Here is a 23,306-nt window from a genome sequence, read left to right as displayed (position 1 = left end):
ATCAACAAACCATTGAACTTCCACCATGAGGAAATTACTATCCACTGGTCAGAAGCGCCCTGAACCCCCAGACGGCGCCCGCGACCGTATCCGGAACTCTCCACACCCGACGGCACTGCGTGCCGTCCAGCGCGAGCATTCCCCGCGGCCGCCAGGCACCGCCGCTGAAGGAGTGACAGATATGTCCGCACCAGCGCCGTCATCGCTGGCCATCGTCGACGCCGAGCCCCTGCCCCGGCAGGACGAGGTCCTCACCGAAGCGGCTCTCGCCTTCGTGGCCGAGCTCCACCGGCGGTTCGCCCCCCGTCGCGCCGAGCTCCTCGCCCGTCGCGCCGAGCGCCGTGCCGAGATCGCCCGTACTTCCACCCTCGACTTCCTCCCGGACACCGCACAGGTCCGCGAGGGCGACTGGAAGGTGGCGCCGGCCCCGGCCGCGCTGAACGACCGCCGTGTGGAGATCACCGGTCCGACGGACCGCAAGATGACCATCAACGCCCTGAACTCGGGCGCCAAGGTCTGGCTCGCCGACTTCGAGGACGCCTCGGCTCCCACCTGGGAGAACGTGGTCATCGGCCAGCTCAACCTGATCGACGCCTACGAGCGCCGCATCGACTTCACCGACGCCCGCACGGGCAAGGCGTACGCCCTCAAGCCCGCCGAGGAGCTCGCCACCGTCGTGATGCGCCCGCGCGGCTGGCACCTCCAGGAGCGCCACCTGCAGTTCGAGGGCGGCCCCGCCTCCGGCTCGCTCGTCGACTTCGGCCTGTACTTCTTCCACAACGCCAAGCGCCTCATCGCGCTCGGCAAGGGCCCGTACTTCTACCTGCCGAAGACCGAGTCGCACCTCGAGGCGCGCCTCTGGAACGAGATCTTCGTCTTCGCCCAGGACTACGTCGGCATCCCGCAGGGCACGGTCCGCGCGACCGTCCTGATCGAGACCATCACGGCCGCGTACGAGATGGACGAGATCCTCTACGAGCTGCGCGACCACGCGGCGGGCCTGAACGCCGGCCGCTGGGACTACCTCTTCTCCATCGTCAAGAACTTCCGTGACGGCGGCGAGAAGTTCGTCCTGCCGGACCGCAACGCGGTGACGATGACCGCTCCCTTCATGCGGGCGTACACCGAGCTCCTCGTCAAGACCTGCCACAAGCGCGGCGCGCACGCCATCGGCGGCATGGCGGCCTTCATCCCGTCCCGCAAGGACGCCGAGATCAACAAGGTCGCCTTCGAGAAGGTCAAGGCCGACAAGGACCGCGAGGCCGGCGACGGTTTCGACGGCTCCTGGGTCGCCCACCCCGACCTGGTCCCGATCGCGATGGCCTCCTTCGACGCGGTCCTCGGCGACAACCCGAACCAGAAGAGCCGCCTGCGCGAGGACGTCTCCGTCGCCGCCGGCGAGCTCATCGCGATCGACTCCCTGGACGCGAAGCCCACCTACGACGGCCTGCGCAACGCCGTCCAGGTCGGCATCCGCTACATCGAGGCCTGGCTGCGCGGCCTCGGCGCCGTCGGCATCTTCGGCCTGATGGAGGACGCGGCCACCGCCGAGATCTCGCGCTCGCAGATCTGGCAGTGGATCAACGCCGGCGTGATCTTCGAGAACGGCAAGCTCGCGACCGCCGAGCTCACCCGTGAGGTGGCCGCCGCCGAACTCGCCGCGATCCGCACCGAGGTCGGCGAGGAAGCCTTCACCAACGGCAAGTGGCAGCAGGCTCACGACCTCCTCCTCCAGGTCTCCCTGGACGCGGACTACGCCGACTTCCTCACCCTCCCGGCGTACGACCAGCTCATCGGCTAGTCCAGAACCCCGACCGGCCCAGAGCCTCGGCTGAAATTCGCACAGCAGCCGAACCCGCCCGCGCCCCCGAAGCCCCACGGCTCCGGGGGCGCGGGCATGTGCGGATCCGGGCAGTCGGGCCGAACGACCGGTCGGTTGTTACTTGTTCGTAACTTGCCTGTACCTAGCGGTAACAACCGGGGACATGGGAGTTTTCCGGTTACCACCGGCCGGAGGTAACCCCCACTTACCCAGCCATGCACCGAAGTTGTTCCCGACTTCGGCATGGCCGACCGCAGGAGTTCCGCAGTGATCGGATTCCGCAACGACAGCACGAACCGGACCGCCCGCAGTCGAGTGCGACGACTGGCCGGCATCGGGATGGCACTGCCGCTCGCCGTCGGGGCGCTGGTGGCCGGCGGGGCCGGGACGGCCGTGGCCGGGCCCGGGAGCGGGCCCACCGCCGTGGTGTCCATGGGCGACAGCTACATCTCCGGCGAGGCCGGGCGCTGGAAGGGCAACAGCCTCACCAACAGCGGGAACCGGACCGGCACCGACCGGGCATGGGTCAGCGGGAGCACCTACGACCCCTCGAAGGTGTACGGGGCCACGGCCGGCGGGTGCGACCGGTCCGACTCCGCCGAGGTGAAGAGCGCCGGGGCGATCGCCGACGTGGCCGTCAACCTCGCCTGCTCCGGGGCGACCTCGGAGAACGTGTTCCGCGCCTCGAACGGCGGCGTCGCCTTCAAGGGCGAGGCCCCGCAGGCCGATCAGCTCGCCGCCGTGGCCGCGAACAACAACGTCAAGGTCATCGCGCTGTCCATCGGCGGGAACGATCTCGGCTTCGCCGACATCATCAAGGAGTGCGCGTACGACTTCGTGCTGTGGAACTCCTACTGCTACGACGACCAGCAGTCGGTCGTCGACCAGAAGATGGACGCCGTCATGGCGAACGTCGGCAAGTCCGTGGACGAGGTGCGGACCGTCATGCGCGGCGCCGGTTACTCCGACTCCTCGTACCGGATCGTGCTGCAGTCCTACCCGTCGCCGATCCCTCGCGGCACGGAGAACCGGTACACCCAGAGCGACTGGAGCCGGCTCAACAGCGGCGGCTGTCCGTTCTGGAACAAGGACTCGGACTGGGCGCGCGACTCGCTCGTGCCGCAGATCGCCAACCGCATCAAGGGGGTTGCCGCCGCCAAGGGCGTGCAGTTCCTGGACCTGCGGGACATGATGCAGGGCCGCGAGGTCTGCGCGAAGGCGAGCAAGCAGGTGACGACCGCGGCGCCGGCCTCGGCGAAGACGAGCGAGTGGGCGCGCTGGATCGACAGCAGCGAGACCCAGGGGCTGGTCCAGGAGTCCATGCACCCGAACTACTTCGGTCAGCTGGCGGCCGGGCGCTGCCTGGCGCTGGTGGTGGCCCAGCCGGCGAGCGGCGGATTCGGCTGCAAGAACACCGCCGGAGCCGACCAGACCGGGATGTACCTGACCCCCTCGTCCTGACGCCCTCGTCCTGATCCCTTCGTCGCTCTGATCTCCTCCTCCCGACCCCGCCCCGATATTGGGGTGAGCCGGTTCGGCGCGGGCTGGCATGCTTCCCGGCATGTCAGCCCGCGCAGCACGTCCCAACGTCTACATCTCCGTCGACATCGAGGCGGACGGACCGATCCCCGGGCCGTACTCGATGATCAGCTTCGGGGCCGCCGTGGCCGGCCGGCAGAGCGGACCTTCGTATACGGCCGCCGATCCGGAACAGGACACCTTCTACCGCGAGTTGCGTCCGATCAGCGAGGCCTTCGTACCGGAGGCGCTCGCCGTCAGCGGGCTCGACAGGGACCGGCTGCTGCGCGAGGGCGCCGAACCGGCGGTCGCCATGGCCGAATTCCGCGCCTGGGTCCGGGAAGTCTCCGCCGGGGCCCAACCGGTGATGTGCGGATACCCGGCCTCCTTCGACTGGACCTTCCTGTACTGGTACTTGATGAGCTTCGGCGGCGAGAGCCCCTTCGGGCACTCGGGCTGCCTGGACATGAAGACCCTCTACGCGGCCAAGGCCCGGATCCCGCTCCGCTCCGCCGTCAAGCGCCACATGCCCGCGCACCTCCTTTCCAGCCGCCCGCACACCCACCACGCGCTGGACGACGCGATCGAGCAGGCCGAGCTGATGAGCAGCCTGATGCTGTGGGAACCCCCCGCCAGCGGTTAGGCCGTCTCTTTCGGACCCGGCAAGATCCGAAAGAGACGGCCTAGTCCGACAGCTCCGGCAGCAGGTCGCGCAGGGGCGTACGGGCGCCCGTGCGGTAGGCCGTGCGGAAGGCCTCCGGGGTGAGGCGGGTGCGGAGGGTGTGCAGGGCCCGGGGGGCCGAGGCCGCGCGGGGGCGGTTGCGGGAGACCGCTCCCAGGAGGCGGGCTGCCTCCGTGTAGTGGGCCTGGTCCGTCTCCAGTTCGGCGAGGAGTTCCACCGAGAAGGCCGCTCCGAGCTGGTCGTCCAGCGCGAGCTGGGTCCGCAGGGCGCGCAGCAGTTCGGTGCGGGCCAGCGCCGGGCGGCCTTCGCGGCGCTGGACCAGGGCATGGGCACAGCAGGTCCAGGAACGGGCCCACAGGTCGGCGGGGTCTTGCGGCGGGCCGTCCTCCAGCGGGACCGACAGCGGGTCGGTGTGGGCCACCGCCATGGTGTGCGCGGCTTCGAGCGCTTCGCGGCCGGGGCCGAAGTCGGGATCGGCCGGCAGCAGTTCCAGTCCGTCGCGGAACTCCTCGGCGGCCTCCTCGTACCGGTGCTCCCACAGCGCGACCGTGCCCCGTACGTGCGCGAGGTAGGCCAGGCAGGTGTCCTCCCCCTCGTGTACGGCCGCGGTCCACGCCTCCACCAGCAGGGGATCGGCGCCGTCCGACTCGCCGAAGCTGGCCACGAGCCAGGCCGCGAGCCACAGGGCCCGTGCGGGCCGGGGCGCGGGGTGCAGAGCCAGGGCCCGTTCCAGGTGCCGCCGCCCCTCCGCCACCATCCCGCACGCGGACCACAGGAACCACAGGGACACCGCGATCTCCAGGGCCGTGCCCGGACCGCTGGCGGAGAGCGGGTTCATCGCCGCGCGCAGCTCGGGGAGCTCCCGCAGGGCGAGGGCGCGCGCCTCCCGCTGCGCGCCCGCGCGCCACAGCTGCGCCGCCCGCTCGGCGACCACCCGGCACCGCTCGTGGTGGCGCCGGGCCGTGGCCGCGCCGTCTCCGGTGGGCCCGTGCGCGAGCAGGCGGCCCGCGTAGGCCCGTACGGAGAGCGGCAGCCGGTAGCGGCCCGGCCCGACGTCCGCCAGCAGGCCGGGGGCCAGCCGCTGCAGCGCCTCGGCGGCGGTGTCCGGGGTGAGTTCCCCGAAGCCGCACACCTCGGCGACGGCCGCCCGGTCGAAGGGGCCCGCGAAGACGGAGAGCCGCTCCCAGAGCAGCCGTTCGGCGGGCGAGGCCAGCCGGTGGGACCGTTCGGCGTCCACCCGGGTGCTGCGGCCCGCCCCGCCCGCGAGGAAGTTCAGCGGGTCGGAACCGAGCCTGCGGAGCGCCTGCGCCGGCGCGTACTGGTGCGCACGCCCCGCTGCGAGCTCCAGCGCGCCGGGGATCCCGTCGAGCGCCCGGCACAGCGCGGCCACGGCGGCCGCGTTGCGGTCGGTCAGCTCGAAGAAGGGGTCGGCGCCGCGCGCCCGTTCCTCGAAGAGCCGCACGGCCTCGTACCCGGCGACGGCCGCCACCGGAAGCCGCCCGGTGACCGGATCCGGCATCCGGTCGTCCCTCGGCATCGACATGGGCAGGGTCATGGGCATGGGCGCCGACATCGGCGCCGGCACCGGAACCGCCGCCGATGGGTACGCCGTCGGCGGCCGGAGCCGGGGTCCGGGCAGCGGCGCGGCCGCCGGAGGCACGGAGGACGCGGAGGACGCGGAGGACGCGGAGGACGCGGAGAGCAGGGAGGACGCGGGCCCCGCCAGTGGCGGTACGGCCAGTGGCGGTACGGCGAGCACCGCCTCCCCCGCCAGCCCCAGCCGCCGCTGCGAAGTGGCCAGGATCCGCAGCCCCGGAAGGCGCGACAGCAGCCCCGCCGCGAGCCCCGGCCCCGCCTCCCCCAGCTGTTCGCACCCGTCGAGGACGAGCAGCGCAGCGCTCCCCGCGAGCCGGCCGGCAAGCTCCGTCTCCAGCTCCGCCCAGCGGCGCTCGGGCAGGGCCGCGAGGTCCAGCCAGCCGGCGTCCGGCCCGTCCCGGCGGATCAGCGTCCGCACGGAGCGCACCGCGAGCCGGGTCTTCCCGATGCCGGCGGGGCCGGTGAGTGTCGTCAGGCGTTCGCCGGCCAGCAGCGCGGCGAGGGCGGTCAGCTCCCGCTCCCGGCCGATGAAACTGGACAATTCGGCGGGCACCGCAAGGCGCATCCCCACGCCGGTCTCCCCCACGCAATCCTCCTGCGATGTCCGACAAGTACATACAACCACTCGTTCAACAGTTGAATGCACAAAGAAGGATGATCGGTTCATAATTTCGATGTCTCGTCACCGACCGGGAGAACCACCAGGGGAGGGTATGAACTCGGCCAATTCCGCCATCGACGACATGGACCGGGCGCTCGTCCACGCACTCCAGCTCGCTCCCCGCGCCAGCTGGGAGCTGCTGGGGCCCGTGCTGGGAGCGCGCCCGGACACCCTGGCACGCCGCTGGGAGCGGCTCACCGGGACCGGGGAGGCGTGGCTGACGGGGATAGGGCTGCGGACCGGCGTCCGGCCGCCCTGCATGGCCTGGGTGGAGGTCACGTGCGCCCCGGGAACCTCCCCGCCGGTGGGCGACGCCCTCGTGGCGGATCCGTACACGCTCGGCGTGGAACACACCACCGGCGGCCGTGACCTGCTGGTCTTCGTGGCCCTCCCGGACCTGCCCGCGCTGTACCGGTACCTGTCCTCGCGGGTGCAGCTGATCCCGGGCGTGATCGGGACCCGTACCTCGATGGTGACCGCGGTGCACTACGCCCCCGACCGCTGGCGCCTGGACCAGTTGGCCCCGGACCAGATCGACCTGCTGACCGGCCGGACCCGGCGTTCGGCGCACGCCACCGTCCCGGCCACGGCCCCGGTCGCGCCGCTGCAGTACGAGGACCGGCCACTGGTACGGGCCCTGGCCTCGGACGCCCGGCGCAGCGTGGCCTCGCTGGCCCGGGAGTTCGAGATGAGCGAGTCGACCGTACGGCGCCGGCTGACGAGGCTGGAGGCCGGTCAGAGCCTGCGCTACAGCTGCGCCCTGGCGTCGGGGCTGTCGGGCTGGCCGGTGTCGGCGACGCTCTGGGCGGAGGCCGCCGAGTACGAACTGGCCGATTGCGCGGCGGCGGCCGCGGGACTGCGCGAGACCCGGACCTGCATGTCCGTCAGCGGGCCCTGGAACTTCATGATCAGCGTACGGCTGCGCACCGTGGAGGACCTCTCCCGCTACACCGCGGACCTCACCCGCCGACTGCCGGGCCTGCGCATGAGGGACTCCGCGGTGTCCCTGCGCGTACGCAAGTCGGAGGCGCAGGAACTGGGCCCGCGCGGCCACCGGCTGCGCACGGTCGTCCCGGACATCTGGTCCGACCCGGACCCGGCACCTTCCGGCCCCGTCGGCCTCTGAGCCGCGGCCGGAGCGGGAGTACCAAGCCGCCGGGGCGGGCCAGTCGGGACGGGCCCTCAGGACGACGGGCCGGTCGGCGCGGGCCGGCCGGGCCGGCAGCCGCAAACGCGCACGGCGGTGCGGACGCCACACCCGCAGTGGGTGGCGTACGCACCGCCGTTCGGCACTGTCCGGCCGGGCCGGGCCCGGTCAGTGCACCGGCACCGGTTCCAGGGTGGCGGCGTCGGCCGCGCCCTTCTTGGCGCCGAGGTGGTTGAAGGCCAGGTTCAGCGCGATGGCCACGACGCAGCCGGTGCTGATGCCGGAGTCCAGGACGACCAGCAGGTCCTTCGGGAAGGCGTGGTAGAAGCCGGGGGCCGCGATCGGGATCAGGCCGATGCCGAGCGCGGCAGCGACGATCAGGGCGTTCTCGCCCTTCTCCATGGCCGCGCCGGCCAGGGTCTGGATACCGCTGGCGGCCACCGAGCCGAAGAGGACGATGCCCGCGCCGCCGAGGACCGGGAGCGGGACCACGCCGATGACGGAGGCGGCGATCGGACAGAGGCCGAGCAGGATCAGGATGCCGCCGCCGGCCGCGACGACGAACCGGCTGCGCACCTTGGTCATGGCGACCAGGCCGATGTTCTGCGCGAAGGCGCTGCACATGAACCCGTTGAACAGCGGGCTGATCGCGCTGCCGAGGGCGTCGGCCCGCAGGCCGCCCTCGATGGTCTTCTCGTCCGCGGGACGGCCCACGATCTTGCCCAGCGCCAGGATGTCGGCGGTGGACTCCGTCATGCACACGAGCATCACGATGCACATCGAGATGATGGCGGCGACCTGGAACTGCGGGGCGCCGAAGTGGAACGGGGTCGGGAAGCCCACGAAGTCGGCGTTCCTGACGGCGTCGAAGTTGGTCATGCCCAGGGGCAGCGCGATGAGCGTTCCGGCGACCAGGCCGAGCAGGATGGATATCTGCTGGAGGAAGCCGCGCAGGAACTTGCGCATCAGCAGGACGATCGCGAGGGTGACCGCGGCCATCCCGATGTTCTGCATCGAGCCGTAGTCGGTGGCGGTGCGGTTCCCGCCCTGCGACCAGTTGAAGGCCACGGGGAGCAGCGAGACGCCGATCAGGGTGATGACCGTACCGGTGACCACCGGCGGGAAGAACCTGACCAGCTTGCCGAAGTACGGGGCGGCGAAGAAGCCGAGGACTCCGGCGACGATGATCGCGCCGAAGATGACGGGGACGGCGTTGTCGCCGGCCCCCTTGCCGATGGCGATCATCGGGGTCACGCCGGCGAACGAAACGCCGTTGACGAAGGGGAGTTTGGCGCCGATCTTCCAGAACCCGAGGGTCTGGAGGAGGGTCGCGAGCCCTGCGGTGAAGAGCGAGGCGCCCATCAGGAAGGCGGTCTCGGTGGCGGAGAGGCCGACCGCCGGGCCGACGATCATGGGCGGAGCGACGACACCCGCGTACATGGCGGCCACGTGCTGGAGCCCGCTGGTGAACATCTTCAACGGAGGCAAGGTCTCGTCGACCGGGTGCTTCCCCTCCTCCGGTACTACGACTGCATCTTTGCGAAACCCAGGCGTTGCGGCCACGGCTTCCTCCGCTCGGTTGTGCACGTCGGCAGGGACGTGAGTGTCTTGGAGGTGGTGCGAAAGCGTTGCTAGTCGAGCCTTTATTGAGTTGTGGGTGACGCTCGTGGTGCTTGGCTTGGCGCTCGGCGCCGAATGCTCGTCCCAAGGGGTACGGAATTTGAGCTGGCGGTGCCGTGGCAGTGGCGCGGTTCACGAGCTGCGGAGCAAGTGTCACGAGTCACCGCCCCCGGGGGCGCCTTCGGAAAAATCCTCAGGCGCTACCCGGGAACGGCTGCCGCGGACCCCGCTCGGGTCCACGGCCGCCGGACGAGGGCCGTCCCCCGCGTCCGGACTCCGTGGGATCAGGCCTGCGCGGCCGGATCGCTAAGAATGCAGTCGCGCGAGGCGCTGGGCCTCTTCCCGGGTGGACACGGCGATCGCGTCCTCGTCGGCGAAGAGAAGACGGTTGTTCTCGACGATCTGCTTGCCGTTGACCAGCGAGAGGGTCACGGGAGCGGCAGCGCCGAAGACCAGGGCGGTGACCGGGTCGGCGATGGAGGAGTGGGCCAGCGTGCTCAGGTTCCACATCACCAGGTCGGCGCACTTGCCGACCTCGAGCGAGCCGATGTTGTCGGCGCGGCCGAGGACCTGGGCGCCACCGTACGTACCGAGGCGCAGGGCCTGGCGCGCGTTGAGGGCGCGCTCGCGGTGGACCGGGTTCAGACGGTTGATCAGCAGCGCGTTGCGCAGCTCGGTGTGCAGCTCGCCCGACTCGTTGGAGGCGGTGCCGTCCACGCCGAGGCCGACCGGGACGCCGGCGGCGAGCATGTCCGGGACGCGGGCGATGCCGGCGGCCAGACGGGCGTTGGAGGACGGGCAGTGCGCGACACCGGTCCTGGTACGGGCGAACGCGGCGATGTCGGAGTCGTTCATGTGGACGCTGTGCGCCATCCACACGTCCTCGCCGAGCCAGCCGGTCGACTCGAAGTAGTCGGTCGGGCCCATGCCGAACAGTTCCTTGCAGAACTGCTCTTCCTCGACGGTCTCGCTGCCGTGCGTGTGCATGCGCACACCGAGGCGGCGGGCCAGCTCGGCGCCCTGCTTCAGCAGCTCGGTGGAGACCGAGAAGGGGGAGCACGGGGCGACGGCGACCTGGGTCATCGCGTCGAAGGAGTAGTCGTGGTGCTTCTTGACGGTCGCCTCGGTGTCGGCGAGCGCGCCTTCGAGGGTCTCGACCGCGTGGTCCGGCGGCAGGCCGCCGTCCTTCACGCTGCGGTCCATGGAACCGCGGGCGAGGGTGAAGCGGACGCCCATCTCGGACGCGGCGCGGATGATCGACCCGGAGAGGTCGCCGGAGCCCTTGGGGAAGACGTAGTGGTGGTCCATGGCGGTGGTGACGCCGCCCTTGGCCATCATCGCCAGGGAGCCCTGGGCCGCCGTGTACGTCATCTGCTCGTCGATGCGCGCCCACGTCGGGTACAGCGCGACGAGCCAGTTGAAGAGGTTGTGGTCGGTGGCCAGACCACGCGTGATCCACTGGTAGAAGTGGTGGTGCGTGTTGACCAGACCGGGGGTCACGAGGTGTCCGGTGCCATCGATGCGACGGACTACGTTGACGAGGTTCTCGGGGGCCCTGCCCGCACCGATGGCCTCGATCCTGTTACCGGCGACTACGACATGGCCCGAGGCGTACTCGGTGTCGTTGGCGTCGACGGTTGCAATCGCACAGTTTTCGATGACGATGCGCTCTACAGCGCTGTCACGGGCTGCCGATGCTGTCATGGGACTTCCTCGTGCTTTCAGTGGCGGTACGGGCACGGCAAAACCCTGGGGATTTGAGTGCCGGAGCCGGGGGCCTTGGCAGCTGACAGTACTGCCGCCCCATGTGTTGCTTCCGGGTGCCGAGATTCACGAAGTGTGGATGTCTGACGGGCCGGGTGATGCACCGTCCCGGGGCCACTGCGGAGCCCCGGGACGCGCGTGCCACATCAGAGGTTGGTCATGTCCACGGGGATACGGGCGTCGACGCCGTCGCGGAGAACCGTCGCTTCGATCAGACCGTACGGGCGGTCCGCGGCGAAGTAGACCTCGTTGTCGTTCTTGAGACCGAAGGGCTCGAGGTCGACGAGGAAGTGGTGCTTGTTCGGGAGCGAGAAGCGGACCTCGTCGATCTCCGAACGGTGGTTGATGATGCGCGAACCCATCTGGTACAGGGTCTGCTGCAGCGACAGGGAGTAGGTCTCCGCGAAGGCCTGCAGCATGTGCTTGCGGGTCTCGGCGTAGGACTTCTCCCAGTTGGGCATCCGCTGGTCGTCGTCCGACCAGCTGAAGCGCCAGCGGGCCGACACCTGGGTGGCGAGGATGCGGTCGTACGCTTCCTTCAGGGTCGTGTACTTGTCCTTCACGTAACCCCAGAACTCGGAGTTCGTGGAGTTCATGACGACGAGGTCCTTGAGGCCGGAGATGACCTCCCAGTTCTTGCCGTCGTACGTGATCTGCGTGACCCGGGTCTCGCCGCCGTTGCGGACGAACGAGTGGTTCACCTCGTCGGAGCCGATGAACTTGGAGTTGGCGTCCGAGGTGGCGATCCGGGACCAGGAGTACTCCTCGATCCGGATGCGCGCCCTGTGGATCGGCTCCTGGCTGTTGACGAACCAACGCGCCAGGTGGATGCCGAACTGCTCGGCGGACTCGATGCCGTACTCCTTGGCGAAGGCGTACACCGTGTTCTTGGTGGTGTCCGTCGGCAGGCAGTTGGCGTTCGAGCCGGAGTAGTGGACGTCGTCCATGTCACCCGAAAGGGCGACCGAGACGTTCAGGTCCTTGATGTGGTGGGTGTCGCCATCCCGCGTGATCTTGACTACGCGGTTCTCTGCTTTGCCGTACTGGTTCTGGCCGAGAATCGTGGGCATGTCTGCTAGCTCCCTCGGTAAACGGAGTAGCCGAACGGGTTGAGCAGCAGCGGTACGTGATAGTGCTCGCCCGGGTTCACCGCAAAGGTGATGGTGACCTCCGGGAAAAACGCACCGCTGTCCCTTACGCGGGGGGCGTCCTGCTGCGCCTCGGCTTGCTTCTTGGAAAAGTACGTCTCGGTCTCGAAGTCGAGACGTACGTGGGTGGTGCCTTCCGGCAGGGCCGGCAGGTCCTTGCAGCGCCCGTCCACATCGGTGGCGGAGCCGCCCAGGGCCGCCCACTCGCCGTCGAGACCCTTACGGGCCGACAGGGAGATCGCGACGCCTTCGGCGGGCTTTCCGATGCTGGTGTCCAGGATGTGCGTGGACACCGACGCGGTGGTCTCAGTGCTCATGCTCGGTCTTACTCTCCTTCTACGGATTCCACGAGACGGGTCAGGCGAATCCGGTTGATCTTGACGAGCTCGCCACGAGCGATTTCCCGCTCCTGTTCCGGCGAGTTCTCGATCCGGACCTTGACCGCGTCCCGCATGAACTCACCGGTCGCACCGGTGGCGCAGATGAGGAAGACGTGGCCGAACTTGTCCTGGTAGGCCAGGTTCAGTTCGAGGAGCTCGTTCTTGAGCTCCTCCGAGGCACCGGCCATGCCACGCTGCTCGCGGGCGGAGGTCGGGTCTCCCGGCTTCGGGCGGCCGATCGGCGCGTGGCCTCCCATGGCCTCGGCCAGGTCCTCGGCGGTGAGCTCGGCCATGGCCGCCTCGTTCGCGGAGAACAGGGTTTCGACGCTGGTGAAGGGGCGCTGGGCGAGCAGCTTGCTCCCCCATGCCGAACTGGCGCACACCTCGTGGAGCTCGGCCGTGGCCGCGCTGTCGTCCAAGGTGTTGAACCGGGTGAGACCCGGGGTCGGACTCGAAGTCACGGTAGGCCTCCGTGGCCTTGTTGCTTTGACGGGCTGGGCATAGCTAACGCCCTCGACAACACGGCGTCAACACTTTGTTGAAACTTCCCGTACACAAAAGCCGCCGCCCGGGTGAATTGGGCGGCGGCTCGTCACTCTGAGTCAGGTCGGCTTCACGTTTGGTTCGTCTTGTTGGGTCCTTTGGGAGCATTCGAGTCCCGGTTCAAATAGTTGTACACCGTGAACCGGCTGACCCCCAGGGCTCCCGCGACCGTCTCCACGCCGTGCCGGACGGAAAAAGCGCCGCGCGCCTCGAGTATCCGTACGGTGTCCTGCTTGGTCTTCCGGTCGAGCTGGGACAACGGTACGCCGTGCCGGCGCTCCAGCGCCGCCAGGATGTGATCCAGCGAGTCCGAGAGCTGCGGAAGCCGTACGGCCAGCAGGTCCTCGCCCTCCCAGGCGAGCACGACGTCGTCGGGCTGGGCCAGGGCGGGATCCATCAGCTCCCCGCCCATCGCGTCCACCAGCGGCTTGATCGCCGCGACGAACGGGTGATCACGGGGCTCGGTCATGGGGTCTCCTCCCCGATCACGTTGACCTGGAGCGAGACGCGCGTCGCTCCGGCCGCCAGCGCGTCGCGCAGCAGCGCGGTGACCGCGGTCAGCACCTCGTCGGTCTCCCCCTCGGCCGTGTTGCCGAACGGGCCGACATCCACCGCGTCCAGTTGGGCCTTCTGGATGACCTCGCGAGCGGCCACGGCATGGGCAGGGGCCTCTTCAAGATCGAAGGGCTCGGTCGTGAACTCCACTCTCAATCGCACGTCGCTCAAGCTACCCGGCAGTCCGGACTTTTCGGCAGTCGGTACTTGACAAGTGAGACACCGGGCTTGCAGTCTTCCATCAGGCAGAAACTAACTTCCGCAATACGGAAGGAGCGCACACCCCTCATGGGATACACGGACCAGCGCTTCGATGTAAATCTTTCGATCCTCTTCACGGAACTCCCGCTCCTGGAGCGTCCCGCGGCTGCCGCCGCAGCGGGCTTCACGGCGGTCGAGCTGTGGTGGCCCTGGATCGAGACCCCCACCCCCGCACAGGAGGAGCTCGACGCTCTCAAGAAGGCTCTTGAGGACGCCGGGACCCAGCTGGTGGGCCTGAACTTCTACGCCGGCCAGCTGCCGGGTCCGGACCGCGGTGCGGTTTCGGTTCCCGGTGAGGAGTCGGAGCGCTTCAACGCCAACATCAACGTGGCGGCGGACTTCGCCGCCTCGGTCGGCTGCAAGGCGCTGAACGCCCTCTACGGCAACCGCGTCGAGGGTGTGGACCCGGCCGTTCAGGATGAGCTCGCCCTGAAGAACCTGGTCGTGGCGGCTCAGGCCGCGGACCGCGTCGGCGCGATCCTCCTGATCGAGACCCTGAACAAGCCCGAGTCGCCGCTCTACCCCCTGGTGAGCGCCCCGGCCGGCATCGAGGTAGTGGACAAGGTGAACGAGGCCACCGGCCTCGGCAACGCCAAGTTCCTGCTCGACCTGTACCACCTGGCGATGAACGATGAGGACCTCTCCGAGGTCATCGAAAAGTACGCCGCCAAGACCGGGCACGTCCAGATTGCGGACAAGCCGGGACGAGGTGCCCCCGGCACCGGCGACCTGCCTCTCGAAGAGCTGCTCGACCAGCTCCAGAAGGCCGGTTACAACGGTTATGTCGGTCTTGAGTACAAGGCCGCAGACGCCGCCGCCTCCTTCGCGTTCCTGCCGGCCGAGGCCCGCGCCGCGAAGTAAGCGGAAAAGTCCGGGCGAACAGCCAGGCACCACACGAACTTTTCGTACAAAGCATTAAGAGAAGGACCCTCATCATGAGCAACCTCCCCAAGATCGCGTGGATCGGTCTCGGCATCATGGGCTCCCCCATGGCCGAGAACCTCCTGAAGGCCGGCTACTCGGTCACCGGCTTCACGCTGGAGCAGGACAAGCTGGACCGCCTGGCCGCGGCCGGTGGCGGCGCCGCCGGTTCGATCGCCGAGGCCGTGGCCGACGCCGACGTCATCATCACGATGGTGCCCGCGTCCCCGCAGGTCGAGGCCATCTCCTACGGCGAGAACGGCATCCTCGAGAACGCCAAGTCCGGCGCGCTGATCATCGACATGTCGTCGATCACCCCGCAGACCTCGATCGACCTGGCGAAGAACGCCGCCGCCAAGGGCATCCGCGTCATCGACGCCCCGGTGTCCGGTGGCGAGGCCGGTGCCATCGAGGCCGTCCTGTCGATCATGGTGGGTGGCGAGCAGGCCGACTTCGACGAGGCCCTCCCGATCCTCGAGGCCCTCGGCAAGGTCATCGTCCTGTGCGGCCCGCACGGCTCCGGCCAGACGGTGAAGGCTGCCAACCAGCTCATCGTCGCGGTGAACATCCAGGCGTGCGCCGAGGCCGTCGTCTTCCTCGAGAAGTCGGGCGTGAACCTCGAAGCCGCTCTGGACGTCCTCAACGGCGGTCTGGCCGGCTCCACGGTCCTGACCCGCAAGAAGGCCAACTTCCTGAACCGCGACTTCAAGCCCGGTTTCCGGATCGACCTGCACCACAAGGACATGGGCATCGTCACCGACGCCGCCCGCAACGTGGGTGCGGCCCTCCCGGTCGGCGCTGTCGTCGCCCAGCTGGTCGCCTCGCTGCGCGCCCAGGGTGACGGTGGCCTGGACCACTCCGCGCTGCTCCGCGCGGTCGAGCGCCTCTCCGGCGCCCAGATCTGAGCCCGCGGCCCGCTTGCGGGCCGTAGCTCCACTCCCCTTCGGGGGACTCCCCTCCGGGGGACCTGAGTTTCCGGATGGTGCCGGTGCTGACACCTGTCCTGTCGCGCCCAAGCGCCGGCACCGTCCGGATTACCTCTCCCGCCATCTTTCTTTTCAACAAACTGTTGACGTCGAGTTCATGCCGAAATTAGGCTGTTCCGCATGACGGAAGACGAATTCCGTCAGCAGTCCCCGTACGGAAGGTCACCATGTCGAAGCGCACGCTGACGACCGAGTCTGGCGCCCCGGTCGCCGACAACCAGAACTCCGCTACCGCCGGCGTCGGTGGCCCCATCCTGGTCCAGGACCAGCAGCTCCTCGAGAAGCTTGCCCGCTTCAACCGTGAGCGCATCCCGGAGCGTGTGGTGCACGCCCGCGGCTCCGCCGCGTACGGCCACTTCGAGGTGACCGACGACGTCACCGCGTACACCAGCGCCGCGTTCCTGAACACGGTCGGCAAGAAGACCGAGACCTTCCTGCGGTTCTCCACCGTGGCCGACTCGCTGGGTGGCTCGGACGCTGTCCGCGACCCGCGCGGCTTCGCGCTGAAGTTCTACACCGAAGAGGGCAACTACGACCTCGTCGGCAACAACACCCCGGTGTTCTTCATCAAGGACCCGATCAAGTTCCCCGACTTCATCCACTCCCAGAAGCGCGACCCCTTCACGGGCAAGCAGGAGCCGGACAACGTCTGGGACTTCTGGGCGCACGCCCCCGAGGCGACGCACCAGATCACCTGGCTCATGGGTGACCGCGGTATCCCGGCGTCGTACCGTCACATGAACGGCTACGGCTCCCACACGTACCAGTGGACCAACGAGCAGGGCGAGGCCTTCTTCGTCAAGTACCACTTCAAGACGAACCAGGGCATCCGCTGCCTCTCCGGTGACCAGGCCGCCGAGCTCGTCGGCAAGGACGGCAACTCGCACCAGACCGACCTGCTCCAGGCGATCGAGCGCGGTGTGAACCCGAGCTGGACCCTCTACGTCCAGATCATGCCCGCCGCCGAGGCCGCGGACTACCGCTTCAACCCGTTCGACATCACCAAGGTGTGGCCGCACAGCGACTACCCGCTGCAGCGCGTCGGCCGTCTTGTCCTGGACAAGAACCCCGACAACGTCTTCGCCGAGGTCGAGCAGTCCGCGTTCTCCCCGAACAACTTCGTCCCGGGCATCACCGCCTCGCCGGACAAGATGCTCCAGGGCCGTCTGTTCGCGTACGCCGACGCCCAGCGCTACCGCCTCGGTGTGAACCACACCCTGCTGCCGGTCAACGCCCCGAAGGCGACCAAGGCCGACAACTACGGCCGCGACGGCGTCATGGCGCTGCGCAACGGCTCGCGCCACGACAAGAACTACGAGCCCAACTCGTACCAGGGTCCGGCCGAGACCGGCCTGGCGCTGGGCGCCCCGAAGGCCGTCTCCGGCTACACGGGCACCCATGAGGCTCCGCTGCACACCAAGGACGACCACTTCTTCCAGGCCGGTGAGCTCTACCGCCTGATGTCCGAGGCCGAGAAGCAGCGTCTGGTGGCGAACATCGCCGGCGGCCTGTCCCAGGTCACCATCGAGGACGTCATCGAGAAGAACCTGGCTCACTTCCACGCCGCGGACGCCGACTACGGCAAGCGCGTCGAGGAGGCCGTTCGCGCCCTGCGCGACGCCTGAGCCGAAAAAGCTTCACCGGGGGCCTGACGGGAGGTCAGGCTCCGGGTGACGAGCCCACACTGCGGACCCGGATGAGGGGTGGTACGCGGTGAGGGCAGACTGCGCCAGCCCTTGCGGCTGGCGCCGCGTGGGGACCGTGGCGAGCGAGCGAGCCAGTGCGGTGGTAATGGGTTCCGAGGCCCGTCTCTTGACCTGAGGGAGACGAAGCCGGAGTTCTCGTCGCCCGCCCGCCACGGTCCCAGCCAACTCCTCCTCATGTACACAGGGGCCACGCACAGAGCCCCCTGTGTATATAGGGGACAACCTCCCCCACCTTCTCCGCCCGGTGGTGCGAACGTCCTGTCGCGCCAGCCTCGTACCGTCGGGCGGTACCAAGCCAGAGAGCCGAGTCACGGACGGTCCCGTGACTCGGCTCTTTGTCATGTCCGGGTGTGTGGTGGAACGGTTCGGGCGCGGGGACAGGGCGGCAGGACGCTCGCCGAGCTCGTGCCCGGTCCCGGCGCGCTGCCGGACGGCCGGCCTTTCGGCGTGCACGAGGTGTGGCAGCCTTCGCTGGAGCGGGCCGACCGGATGGCGCCGGCCGGGCTGGCTCGTCCCCTGCTGGAACTGGCCGCCCTACTCCCCCGAGGGCACGCCCGCGGCCGCCCTCACCAGCTCTGCCGCCCGGCAGCACCTGGAGGCGTACCGCACGGCGCCTGTCCCGGACCGGGCCGCGCGCCGCCAGGGGCCGGAGTCCTCCGCCCTCCACGGCGCCCGCGAGCGCGTCGCGCACTGGAGGGGCGAGTCCGGCGACCCGGCCGGAGCCGCCGTGGCCTACGGGGCGCTGCTGAACGAGCAGGTGAGGGTGCTCGGGCCCGACCATCCCGACACCGCGGCGACCCGCCGGGAGCCGGCCCGCTGGGCACCGTGAGCGCGGGACCGGTGGCCGGAGCCGGGCGGGAGCGTTCCGCCCCGCGGGACGGTCCCGGGACCTGGGACCCGTAGGGCACGCGAAACGGCCCCCGTTCCTCCTGGAGGAGGGACGGGGGCCGTTTCGTGGTGCTAGACCAGCTTTGTGGAACCAGGCGGACTAGGCAGAGATCGGGCGGATCGCGGTCGGGGCGTGGCCCGGCTCGGTCGCCAGCTCTTCGAACTCGGTGACGTCGCTCATGTCGACCGTCTTGCTCATCGAGATGTTGGTGACGCGCTCCAGGATGGCCTCGACGACGACCGGGACGCTGTACTCGGCGGCCAGCTTCTTGGCCTCCTCGAGGGCGGCACCCAGCTCGTTCGGGTCCGTCACGCGGATGGCCTTGCAGCCCAGACCCTCGACGACCTTGACGTGGTCGACGCCGTAGACACCCAGCTCGGGGGCGTTGATGTTCTCGAACTCGAGGTTGACCTCGAAGTTGATGCCGAGACCACCCTGCGCCTGACGGATCAGACCCAGGTAGGCGTTGTTCACGAGGACGTGGACGTACGGGATCTTGTGCTGCGCACCGACGGCCAGCTCTTCGAGCATGAACTGGAAGTCGTAGTCACCGGAGAGCGCGACGACCGGGGTCGTCGGGTCGGCCTTGGCGACACCCAGCGCGGCCGGGATGGTCCAGCCGAGCGGGCCGGCCTGGCCGCAGTTGATCCAGTGGCGCGGCTTGAAGACGTGCAGCATCTGCGCACCGGCGATCTGGGACAGACCGATGGTGGTGACGTAGCGGGTCTCCGGGCCGAAGGCCTTGTTCATCTCCTCGTAGACGCGCTGCGGCTTCATGGGGATGTTGTCGAAGTGCGTACGGCGCTGCAGCGAGCCCTTGCGCTCCAGGTGCGAGGCGACCCAGGCGCTGTAGTCGGGCAGCTTGCCCGCGGCCTTGAGCTCCTTGGCGACCTCGATGAAGGTGATCAGCGCGGCCTTGGCGTCGGAGACGATGCCCAGGTCCGGGGCGAAGATCTTGCCGATCTGGGTGGGCTCGATGTCGACGTGGACGAACTTGCGGTCGCCCAGGTACGCGTCCAGGTTGTAACCGGTGTGACGGTTGGCCCAGCGGTTGCCGATGCCCAGGACGTAGTCCGACTCCAGGAACGTCGCGTTGCCGTAGCGGTGCGAGGTCTGGACACCGACCATGCCGGCGGCGAGCTCGTGGTCGTCCGGGATGACGCCCCAGCCCATGAGGGTGGAGATGACCGGAACGCCGACCAGCTCGGCGAACTCGACCAGCAGGTCGGAGGCGTCGGCGTTGATGATGCCGCCACCGGCGACGATCAGCGGGCGCTCGGACTCCAGCAGGAGCGAGATGGCCTTCTCGGCCTGCTTGCGGGTCACGGCCGGCTTGTGGACGGCCAGCGGCTCGTACAGGTCGGGGTCGAACTCGATCTCGGTCAGCTGGACGTCGATCGGCAGGTCGATGAGGACCGGGCCGGGACGGCCGGAGCGCATCAGGTAGAAGGCCTCCTGGAACACGCCCGGGACCTGCGCGGCCTCCAGGACGGTGGTCGCCTTCTTGGTGACCGGCTTGGCGATCGACGCGATGTCGACGGCCTGGAAGTCTTCCTTGTGGAGCTTGGCGACCGGGGCCTGACCGGTGATGCACAGGATCGGGATCGAGTCCGCGATGGCCGAGTACAGGCCGGTGATCATGTCGGTGCCGGCGGGGCCGGAGGTACCGATGCAGACGCCGATGTTACCCGGGGCCGTGCGGGTGTAGCCCTCGGCCATGTGCGAGGCGCCCTCGACGTGGCGAGCGAGGGTGTGGCCGATGCCACCCACGTTCTTGAGCTCGCGGTAGAACGGGTTGATCGCAGCGCCGGGCACGCCGAACGCTTGCGAAACGCCCTCACGCTTGAGGATCTCCACTGCAGCGGCGGCGGCTGTCATACGAGGCATCGAGTTCTCCTGCGGGTCTGGCGGTCAGGCTTTTCCGTAATCCGGAAGTTTTGTTCTGCTATACGGAACAAGCTAAGCGTCGGCCCCGCGCACGTCAAGACGGGAAGGCAGCCCGGAACCCACCAAAAGCCGCGTCTTGGTCGGTGAGTTGTACGAAAACCCAGGGCTCGGCCGAAAATCGGGGGTCTGCCCGCCCCGGTGGTGGCAGGTGGTGGAGCATGGGGCTACGCACAGCGACGGAGGGGGATCAGGTCTCATGGCGGATGCGGTACCAGTGCGCTGCCCGGCGTGCCTGCGCGAGAACGACTACACGGTGCCGGTGTTCCCCTGCGCCTGCGGGAGCCCGGTCACCCCGCCGCTGGACCTGTCGTCGCCGCCCCGGGAGCTGACGCATCGCACCTGGTCGGACGGCTGGGTGTCGGTGCGGTGCGCGGCCTGCGGGCGGGAGAGCGAGTGGCCGCATCCGGAGGTGGGGTGCGGGTCGTGCGGGACGGTGGTGGCGATTGCGGTCCACGTGCCGGGCGCCGAGTCCGCCCAGCCCGCCCGGGCCCGGGCCGCCGAGCCCACTGAGTCCGCCCCGGGCCCCACCGCGCCGTCGGGTGCGCCCGTGGCGCCCCGCCCCGCGTTCCGCCCGGTGACCATCCGTACGGCCCGGGACGCGGTGGCCACGGCCGCGCTGTACCTGCGCTGGCTCGGCTTCCAGGACGTGCGCCAGCCCGACGGCCGGCCCATTCCGTCGGCGGCGGTGGACCTGCGGGCCCCGGGCCTGGTCGCCCAGGTGGACCCGACCACCGCGCCGGCCGGGCTGCGGGCGGTGGAGTGCGTCTGGCTGAACGGGCTCACGGCCTCCGCGACCAGCGTGTACTTCGCGCTCGCCGGATATACGGAAGACGCGCGCGCCCGCGCGGACGACCTGGGGATACCCCTGTTCGTCATGGACCTCACCGGCATGCCGCAGCCGGTCAACGACCCGGCGGACGAGCTCGTCGGTACGGGGGCCTAGGCTCGGGGAGTATTACGCGTCTTTCTGCCGAGGAGAGCTTGATGAGCCTGTACGACATCCCGCTGACCACCCTGTCCGACGAGCCCACCAGCCTCGCCGCGTACAAGGGCAAGGCGATCCTGCTCGTGAACACCGCCTCGCAGTGCGGTCTCACCCCCCAGTACTCGGGCCTGGCCCGGCTGCAGTTCAAGTACCAGGAGAAGGGCTTCACCGTCATCGGTGTGCCCTGCAACCAGTTCGGCGGGCAGGAGCCGGGCAACGCAGAGGACATCCAGACCTTCTGCGCGGCCGGTTTCGGCGTCACCTTCCCGATGCTGGAGAAGTCCGAGGTCAACGGTGAGAACCGGCACCCGCTCTACCAGGAGCTGGTGAAGACCCCGGACGCCGAGGGCGAGGCCGGGGACATCACGTGGAACTTCGAGAAGTTCCTGATCTCCCCGGCCGGCGAGGTCGTGGGCCGCTTCCGCCCGCGCACCGAGCCCGAGTCCCCGGAGGTCGTCGCGGCGATCGAGGCGCAGCTGCCGGCGTAGTTCCCGGCCGCGGCTGCCCGGCTGTACGTACGGGGCTGCGCGCGCAGCCCCGTACCGGCCAAAAGGCGTGCTCCGGCCTGGGAGGTCAGTTCACCTGCCGGTCGCGGCCCGACCAGTACGGGTCGCGGAGCTTGAACTTCTGGATCTTGCCCGTGGCCGTGCGCGGGATGGCATCGCGGAACTCGACCGTCGTCGGTGCCTTGTAACCCGCCATGCGCTCCTTGCAGTGGGCGATGATGTCGGCCTCCTGGGCCGTCGCCCCCTCGGCCAGGACCACCAGGGCCTTGATCGTCTCGCCCCACTTCTCGTGCGGGACGCCGATGACGGCGACCTCGGCCACCGCCGGGTGGCTGAAGATCGCGTCCTCCACCTCGATCGACGAGACGTTCTCGCCGCCGGTGATGATCACGTCCTTCTTCCGGTCGGAGATCGTCAGGTGGCCGTCGGCCCCGTCGACCGTGCCGCCGTCGCCGGTGTGGAACCAGTCCCCCTCCAGCGCCGCCCCGGTCTCCTCCGGCTTGTCCCAGTAGCCGTCGAGCACCACGTTCGAACGGGCCAGGACCTCGCCGGAGTCCGAGACCTTCAGCTTGACCCCGAGCGCGGGCAGGCCCGCACGGGACAGCTTGCGCGCACGCTCCTCGGCCGGCAGGTCCGCGTCCGCCGGGCGGGTCCGGTTGAAGGTCAGGAGCGGGGAGGTCTCGGTGAGGCCGTAGATCTGGGTGAATTCCCAGCCCAGCTCCTCCTCCACCCGCTGGATGGTCCTGGTCGGCGGCGGGGCGCCCGCGCAGACGATCCGTACCCGGTCGCGGCCCGGGATCTCGCCCTCCCAGGTCGCCGCCGCGTCCAGCACCGTGTTCCACACGGCGGGCGCGCCGCACATCAGGGTCACCCCGTGCTCCTCGACGCGGCGCAGGATCTCCGTCCCGTCCACCTTGCGCAGGACGACCTGCTTCACGCCGAGGCCGGCCATGACGTACGGCATGCCCCAGCCGTTGCAGTGGAACATCGGCAGGGTGTGCATGTAGACGTCGCGCTCCCACACGCGGGTGTGCAGGCCGAAGGTCAGGCCGTTCACCCAGATGTTGCGGTGCGTGAGCTGCACGCCCTTGGGTCGGGCCGTGGTTCCCGAGGTGTAGTTGATCGTCGCGGTGGCGTCCTCGTCCGGCCGCGACCACGGGCGCGGCTCCACGCCGAAGCGCATCAGCTCGGTGTCGGTCTGAGTGCCGAGGACGAAGCGGTGACGCACCTTGACGTCGGAGAGCGACTCGTCGAGCTCCGGGTCCACCAGCAGGACCGAAGCACCGGACTGCTGGACCACGTACGCCACCTCCTCGGGCTTGAGGCGGAAGTTCACCGGCACGCAGATCCGGCCGCTCATCGGCACCGCGAACAGCAGCTCGAGCATCCGCGCGGAGTTGTGGCTGACCACCGCGACGCGCTCGCCCTCGCCGACGCCCAGCGCGTCCAGCCCCGCCTGCCAGGCCCGGACCCGCTCGCCCAGCCGCCCGTACGTCGACTCGGGCACCGGCGCCGCGGGCTGATCGGGCTCGTCGACCACGCCGGGGCTGGAGGAGAACCCCAGCTCCGCCCGGTCGAGGAAGTCCGTGACGGTCATGGGAATCCGCATTGCTTGCTCTCTCCTATGTCCGGAACAGGTACGCGTGGCGCCGGTGCATGCATGGCACAC

At 69.4% G+C, this 23,306-nt stretch carries 21 protein-coding genes; 10 read left to right on the top strand and 11 right to left on the bottom strand.

The annotated features are described in order from the left end of the window. The first annotated feature begins 181 nt into the window (after positions 1–181). The 3 genes from aceB to OHU74_RS29260 all read left to right on the top strand — a co-directional run bounded on the left by aceB (position 182) and on the right by OHU74_RS29260 (position 3,983). Positions 182–1,801, top strand: a complete 1,620-nt coding sequence (gene aceB / locus OHU74_RS29270; RefSeq protein ID WP_371618635.1) for a malate synthase A — start codon at positions 182–184, stop codon at positions 1,799–1,801. A 288-nt stretch (positions 1,802–2,089) separates the two neighbouring features. After that, the gene (locus tag OHU74_RS29265; RefSeq protein ID WP_371618634.1) at positions 2,090–3,283 is read left to right on the top strand and encodes a GDSL-type esterase/lipase family protein; all 1,194 of its coding nucleotides are present in this window, start codon (positions 2,090–2,092) and stop codon (positions 3,281–3,283) included. A gap of 100 nt (positions 3,284–3,383) precedes the next feature. Next, positions 3,384–3,983 (top strand): 3'-5' exoribonuclease domain-containing protein, encoded by a 600-nt coding sequence (locus tag OHU74_RS29260; RefSeq protein ID WP_371618633.1) that lies wholly within the window; start codon positions 3,384–3,386, stop codon positions 3,981–3,983. Between the two features lie 40 nt (positions 3,984–4,023). Here OHU74_RS29260 and OHU74_RS29255 read toward each other — a convergent pair whose 3' ends face one another. Further along, positions 4,024–6,204 carry a hypothetical protein gene (locus OHU74_RS29255; RefSeq protein WP_371618632.1) on the bottom strand — a complete coding sequence of 727 codons (2,181 nt, stop codon included), beginning with the start codon at positions 6,202–6,204 and terminating at the stop codon, positions 4,024–4,026. A gap of 127 nt (positions 6,205–6,331) precedes the next feature. Here OHU74_RS29255 and OHU74_RS29250 point away from each other — a divergent pair, with 127 nt between their 5' ends. Beyond that, positions 6,332–7,405, top strand: coding sequence for an Lrp/AsnC family transcriptional regulator (locus OHU74_RS29250; RefSeq protein ID WP_371618631.1), 1,074 nt, complete (start codon positions 6,332–6,334; stop codon positions 7,403–7,405). 189 nt (positions 7,406–7,594) lie between these two features. Here OHU74_RS29250 and OHU74_RS29245 read toward each other — a convergent pair whose 3' ends face one another. From OHU74_RS29245 to OHU74_RS29215, 7 genes are all read right to left on the bottom strand, one after another. After that, positions 7,595–8,989 (bottom strand): nucleobase:cation symporter-2 family protein, encoded by a 1,395-nt coding sequence (locus tag OHU74_RS29245; protein WP_371618630.1) that lies wholly within the window; start codon positions 8,987–8,989, stop codon positions 7,595–7,597. A gap of 363 nt (positions 8,990–9,352) precedes the next feature. Beyond that, positions 9,353–10,750, bottom strand: a complete 1,398-nt coding sequence (locus OHU74_RS29240; protein WP_371618629.1) for an 8-oxoguanine deaminase — start codon at positions 10,748–10,750, stop codon at positions 9,353–9,355. A 206-nt stretch (positions 10,751–10,956) separates the two neighbouring features. Continuing rightward, a complete protein-coding gene (gene pucL / locus OHU74_RS29235) occupies positions 10,957–11,880 on the bottom strand; it encodes a factor-independent urate hydroxylase (protein ID WP_371618628.1) in 924 nt (307 codons plus the stop codon). 5 nt (positions 11,881–11,885) lie between these two features. Then, the gene (uraH, locus tag OHU74_RS29230; RefSeq protein ID WP_371618627.1) at positions 11,886–12,275 is read right to left on the bottom strand and encodes a hydroxyisourate hydrolase; all 390 of its coding nucleotides are present in this window, start codon (positions 12,273–12,275) and stop codon (positions 11,886–11,888) included. Between the two features lie 8 nt (positions 12,276–12,283). Next, positions 12,284–12,799: a 2-oxo-4-hydroxy-4-carboxy-5-ureidoimidazoline decarboxylase gene (uraD, locus tag OHU74_RS29225; protein WP_371618626.1), complete on the bottom strand. Its 516-nt coding sequence runs from the start codon at positions 12,797–12,799 to the stop codon at positions 12,284–12,286. Positions 12,800–12,951: 152 nt separating this feature from the next. After that, the gene (locus OHU74_RS29220; protein ID WP_371618625.1) at positions 12,952–13,350 is read right to left on the bottom strand and encodes a helix-turn-helix domain-containing protein; all 399 of its coding nucleotides are present in this window, start codon (positions 13,348–13,350) and stop codon (positions 12,952–12,954) included. Continuing rightward, a complete protein-coding gene (locus OHU74_RS29215; protein WP_371618624.1) occupies positions 13,347–13,598 on the bottom strand; it encodes a thiamine-binding protein in 252 nt (83 codons plus the stop codon). The genes OHU74_RS29220 and OHU74_RS29215 overlap by 4 nt, the downstream gene beginning before the upstream one ends. A 126-nt stretch (positions 13,599–13,724) precedes the next feature. Here OHU74_RS29215 and OHU74_RS29210 point away from each other — a divergent pair, with 126 nt between their 5' ends. From OHU74_RS29210 to OHU74_RS29195, 4 genes are all read left to right on the top strand, one after another. Beyond that, a complete protein-coding gene (locus OHU74_RS29210; protein ID WP_330299341.1) occupies positions 13,725–14,558 on the top strand; it encodes a TIM barrel protein in 834 nt (277 codons plus the stop codon). Positions 14,559–14,632: 74 nt separating this feature from the next. Further along, positions 14,633–15,523: a 2-hydroxy-3-oxopropionate reductase gene (locus OHU74_RS29205; RefSeq protein WP_371618623.1), complete on the top strand. Its 891-nt coding sequence runs from the start codon at positions 14,633–14,635 to the stop codon at positions 15,521–15,523. Positions 15,524–15,771: 248 nt separating this feature from the next. Beyond that, positions 15,772–17,229, top strand: a complete 1,458-nt coding sequence (locus tag OHU74_RS29200) for a catalase (protein ID WP_330301122.1) — start codon at positions 15,772–15,774, stop codon at positions 17,227–17,229. Positions 17,230–17,632: 403 nt separating this feature from the next. Then, positions 17,633–18,139 (top strand): hypothetical protein, encoded by a 507-nt coding sequence (locus tag OHU74_RS29195; protein ID WP_371618622.1) that lies wholly within the window; start codon positions 17,633–17,635, stop codon positions 18,137–18,139. A 159-nt stretch (positions 18,140–18,298) separates the two neighbouring features. Here OHU74_RS29195 and gcl read toward each other — a convergent pair whose 3' ends face one another. Next, positions 18,299–20,086 (bottom strand): glyoxylate carboligase, encoded by a 1,788-nt coding sequence (gene gcl / locus OHU74_RS29190; protein WP_371618621.1) that lies wholly within the window; start codon positions 20,084–20,086, stop codon positions 18,299–18,301. Positions 20,087–20,392: 306 nt separating this feature from the next. Then, positions 20,393–20,755: a hypothetical protein gene (locus tag OHU74_RS29185; protein ID WP_371618620.1), complete on the bottom strand. Its 363-nt coding sequence runs from the start codon at positions 20,753–20,755 to the stop codon at positions 20,393–20,395. Between OHU74_RS29185 and OHU74_RS29180 the strand changes: the two genes are divergently transcribed. Together OHU74_RS29180 and OHU74_RS29175 are read left to right on the top strand one after the other, a co-directional pair. Next, positions 20,721–21,089, top strand: coding sequence for a hypothetical protein (locus OHU74_RS29180; RefSeq protein WP_371618619.1), 369 nt, complete (start codon positions 20,721–20,723; stop codon positions 21,087–21,089). The two genes, OHU74_RS29185 and OHU74_RS29180, sit on opposite strands and share 35 nt — an antisense overlap. A gap of 41 nt (positions 21,090–21,130) precedes the next feature. Beyond that, positions 21,131–21,619 (top strand): glutathione peroxidase, encoded by a 489-nt coding sequence (locus OHU74_RS29175; RefSeq protein WP_371618618.1) that lies wholly within the window; start codon positions 21,131–21,133, stop codon positions 21,617–21,619. Between the two features lie 85 nt (positions 21,620–21,704). Here the strand turns inward: OHU74_RS29175 and OHU74_RS29170 are convergent, their stop codons facing one another. Continuing rightward, the gene (locus tag OHU74_RS29170) at positions 21,705–23,246 is read right to left on the bottom strand and encodes an AMP-binding protein (protein WP_371618617.1); all 1,542 of its coding nucleotides are present in this window, start codon (positions 23,244–23,246) and stop codon (positions 21,705–21,707) included. Between the last annotated feature and the right edge of the window lie 60 nt (positions 23,247–23,306).

Source organism: Streptomyces sp. NBC_00454 (assembly GCF_041434015.1).
GTDB lineage: Bacteria > Actinomycetota > Actinomycetes > Streptomycetales > Streptomycetaceae > Streptomyces.
This window is presented reverse-complemented; position numbering and strand designations above follow the sequence as displayed.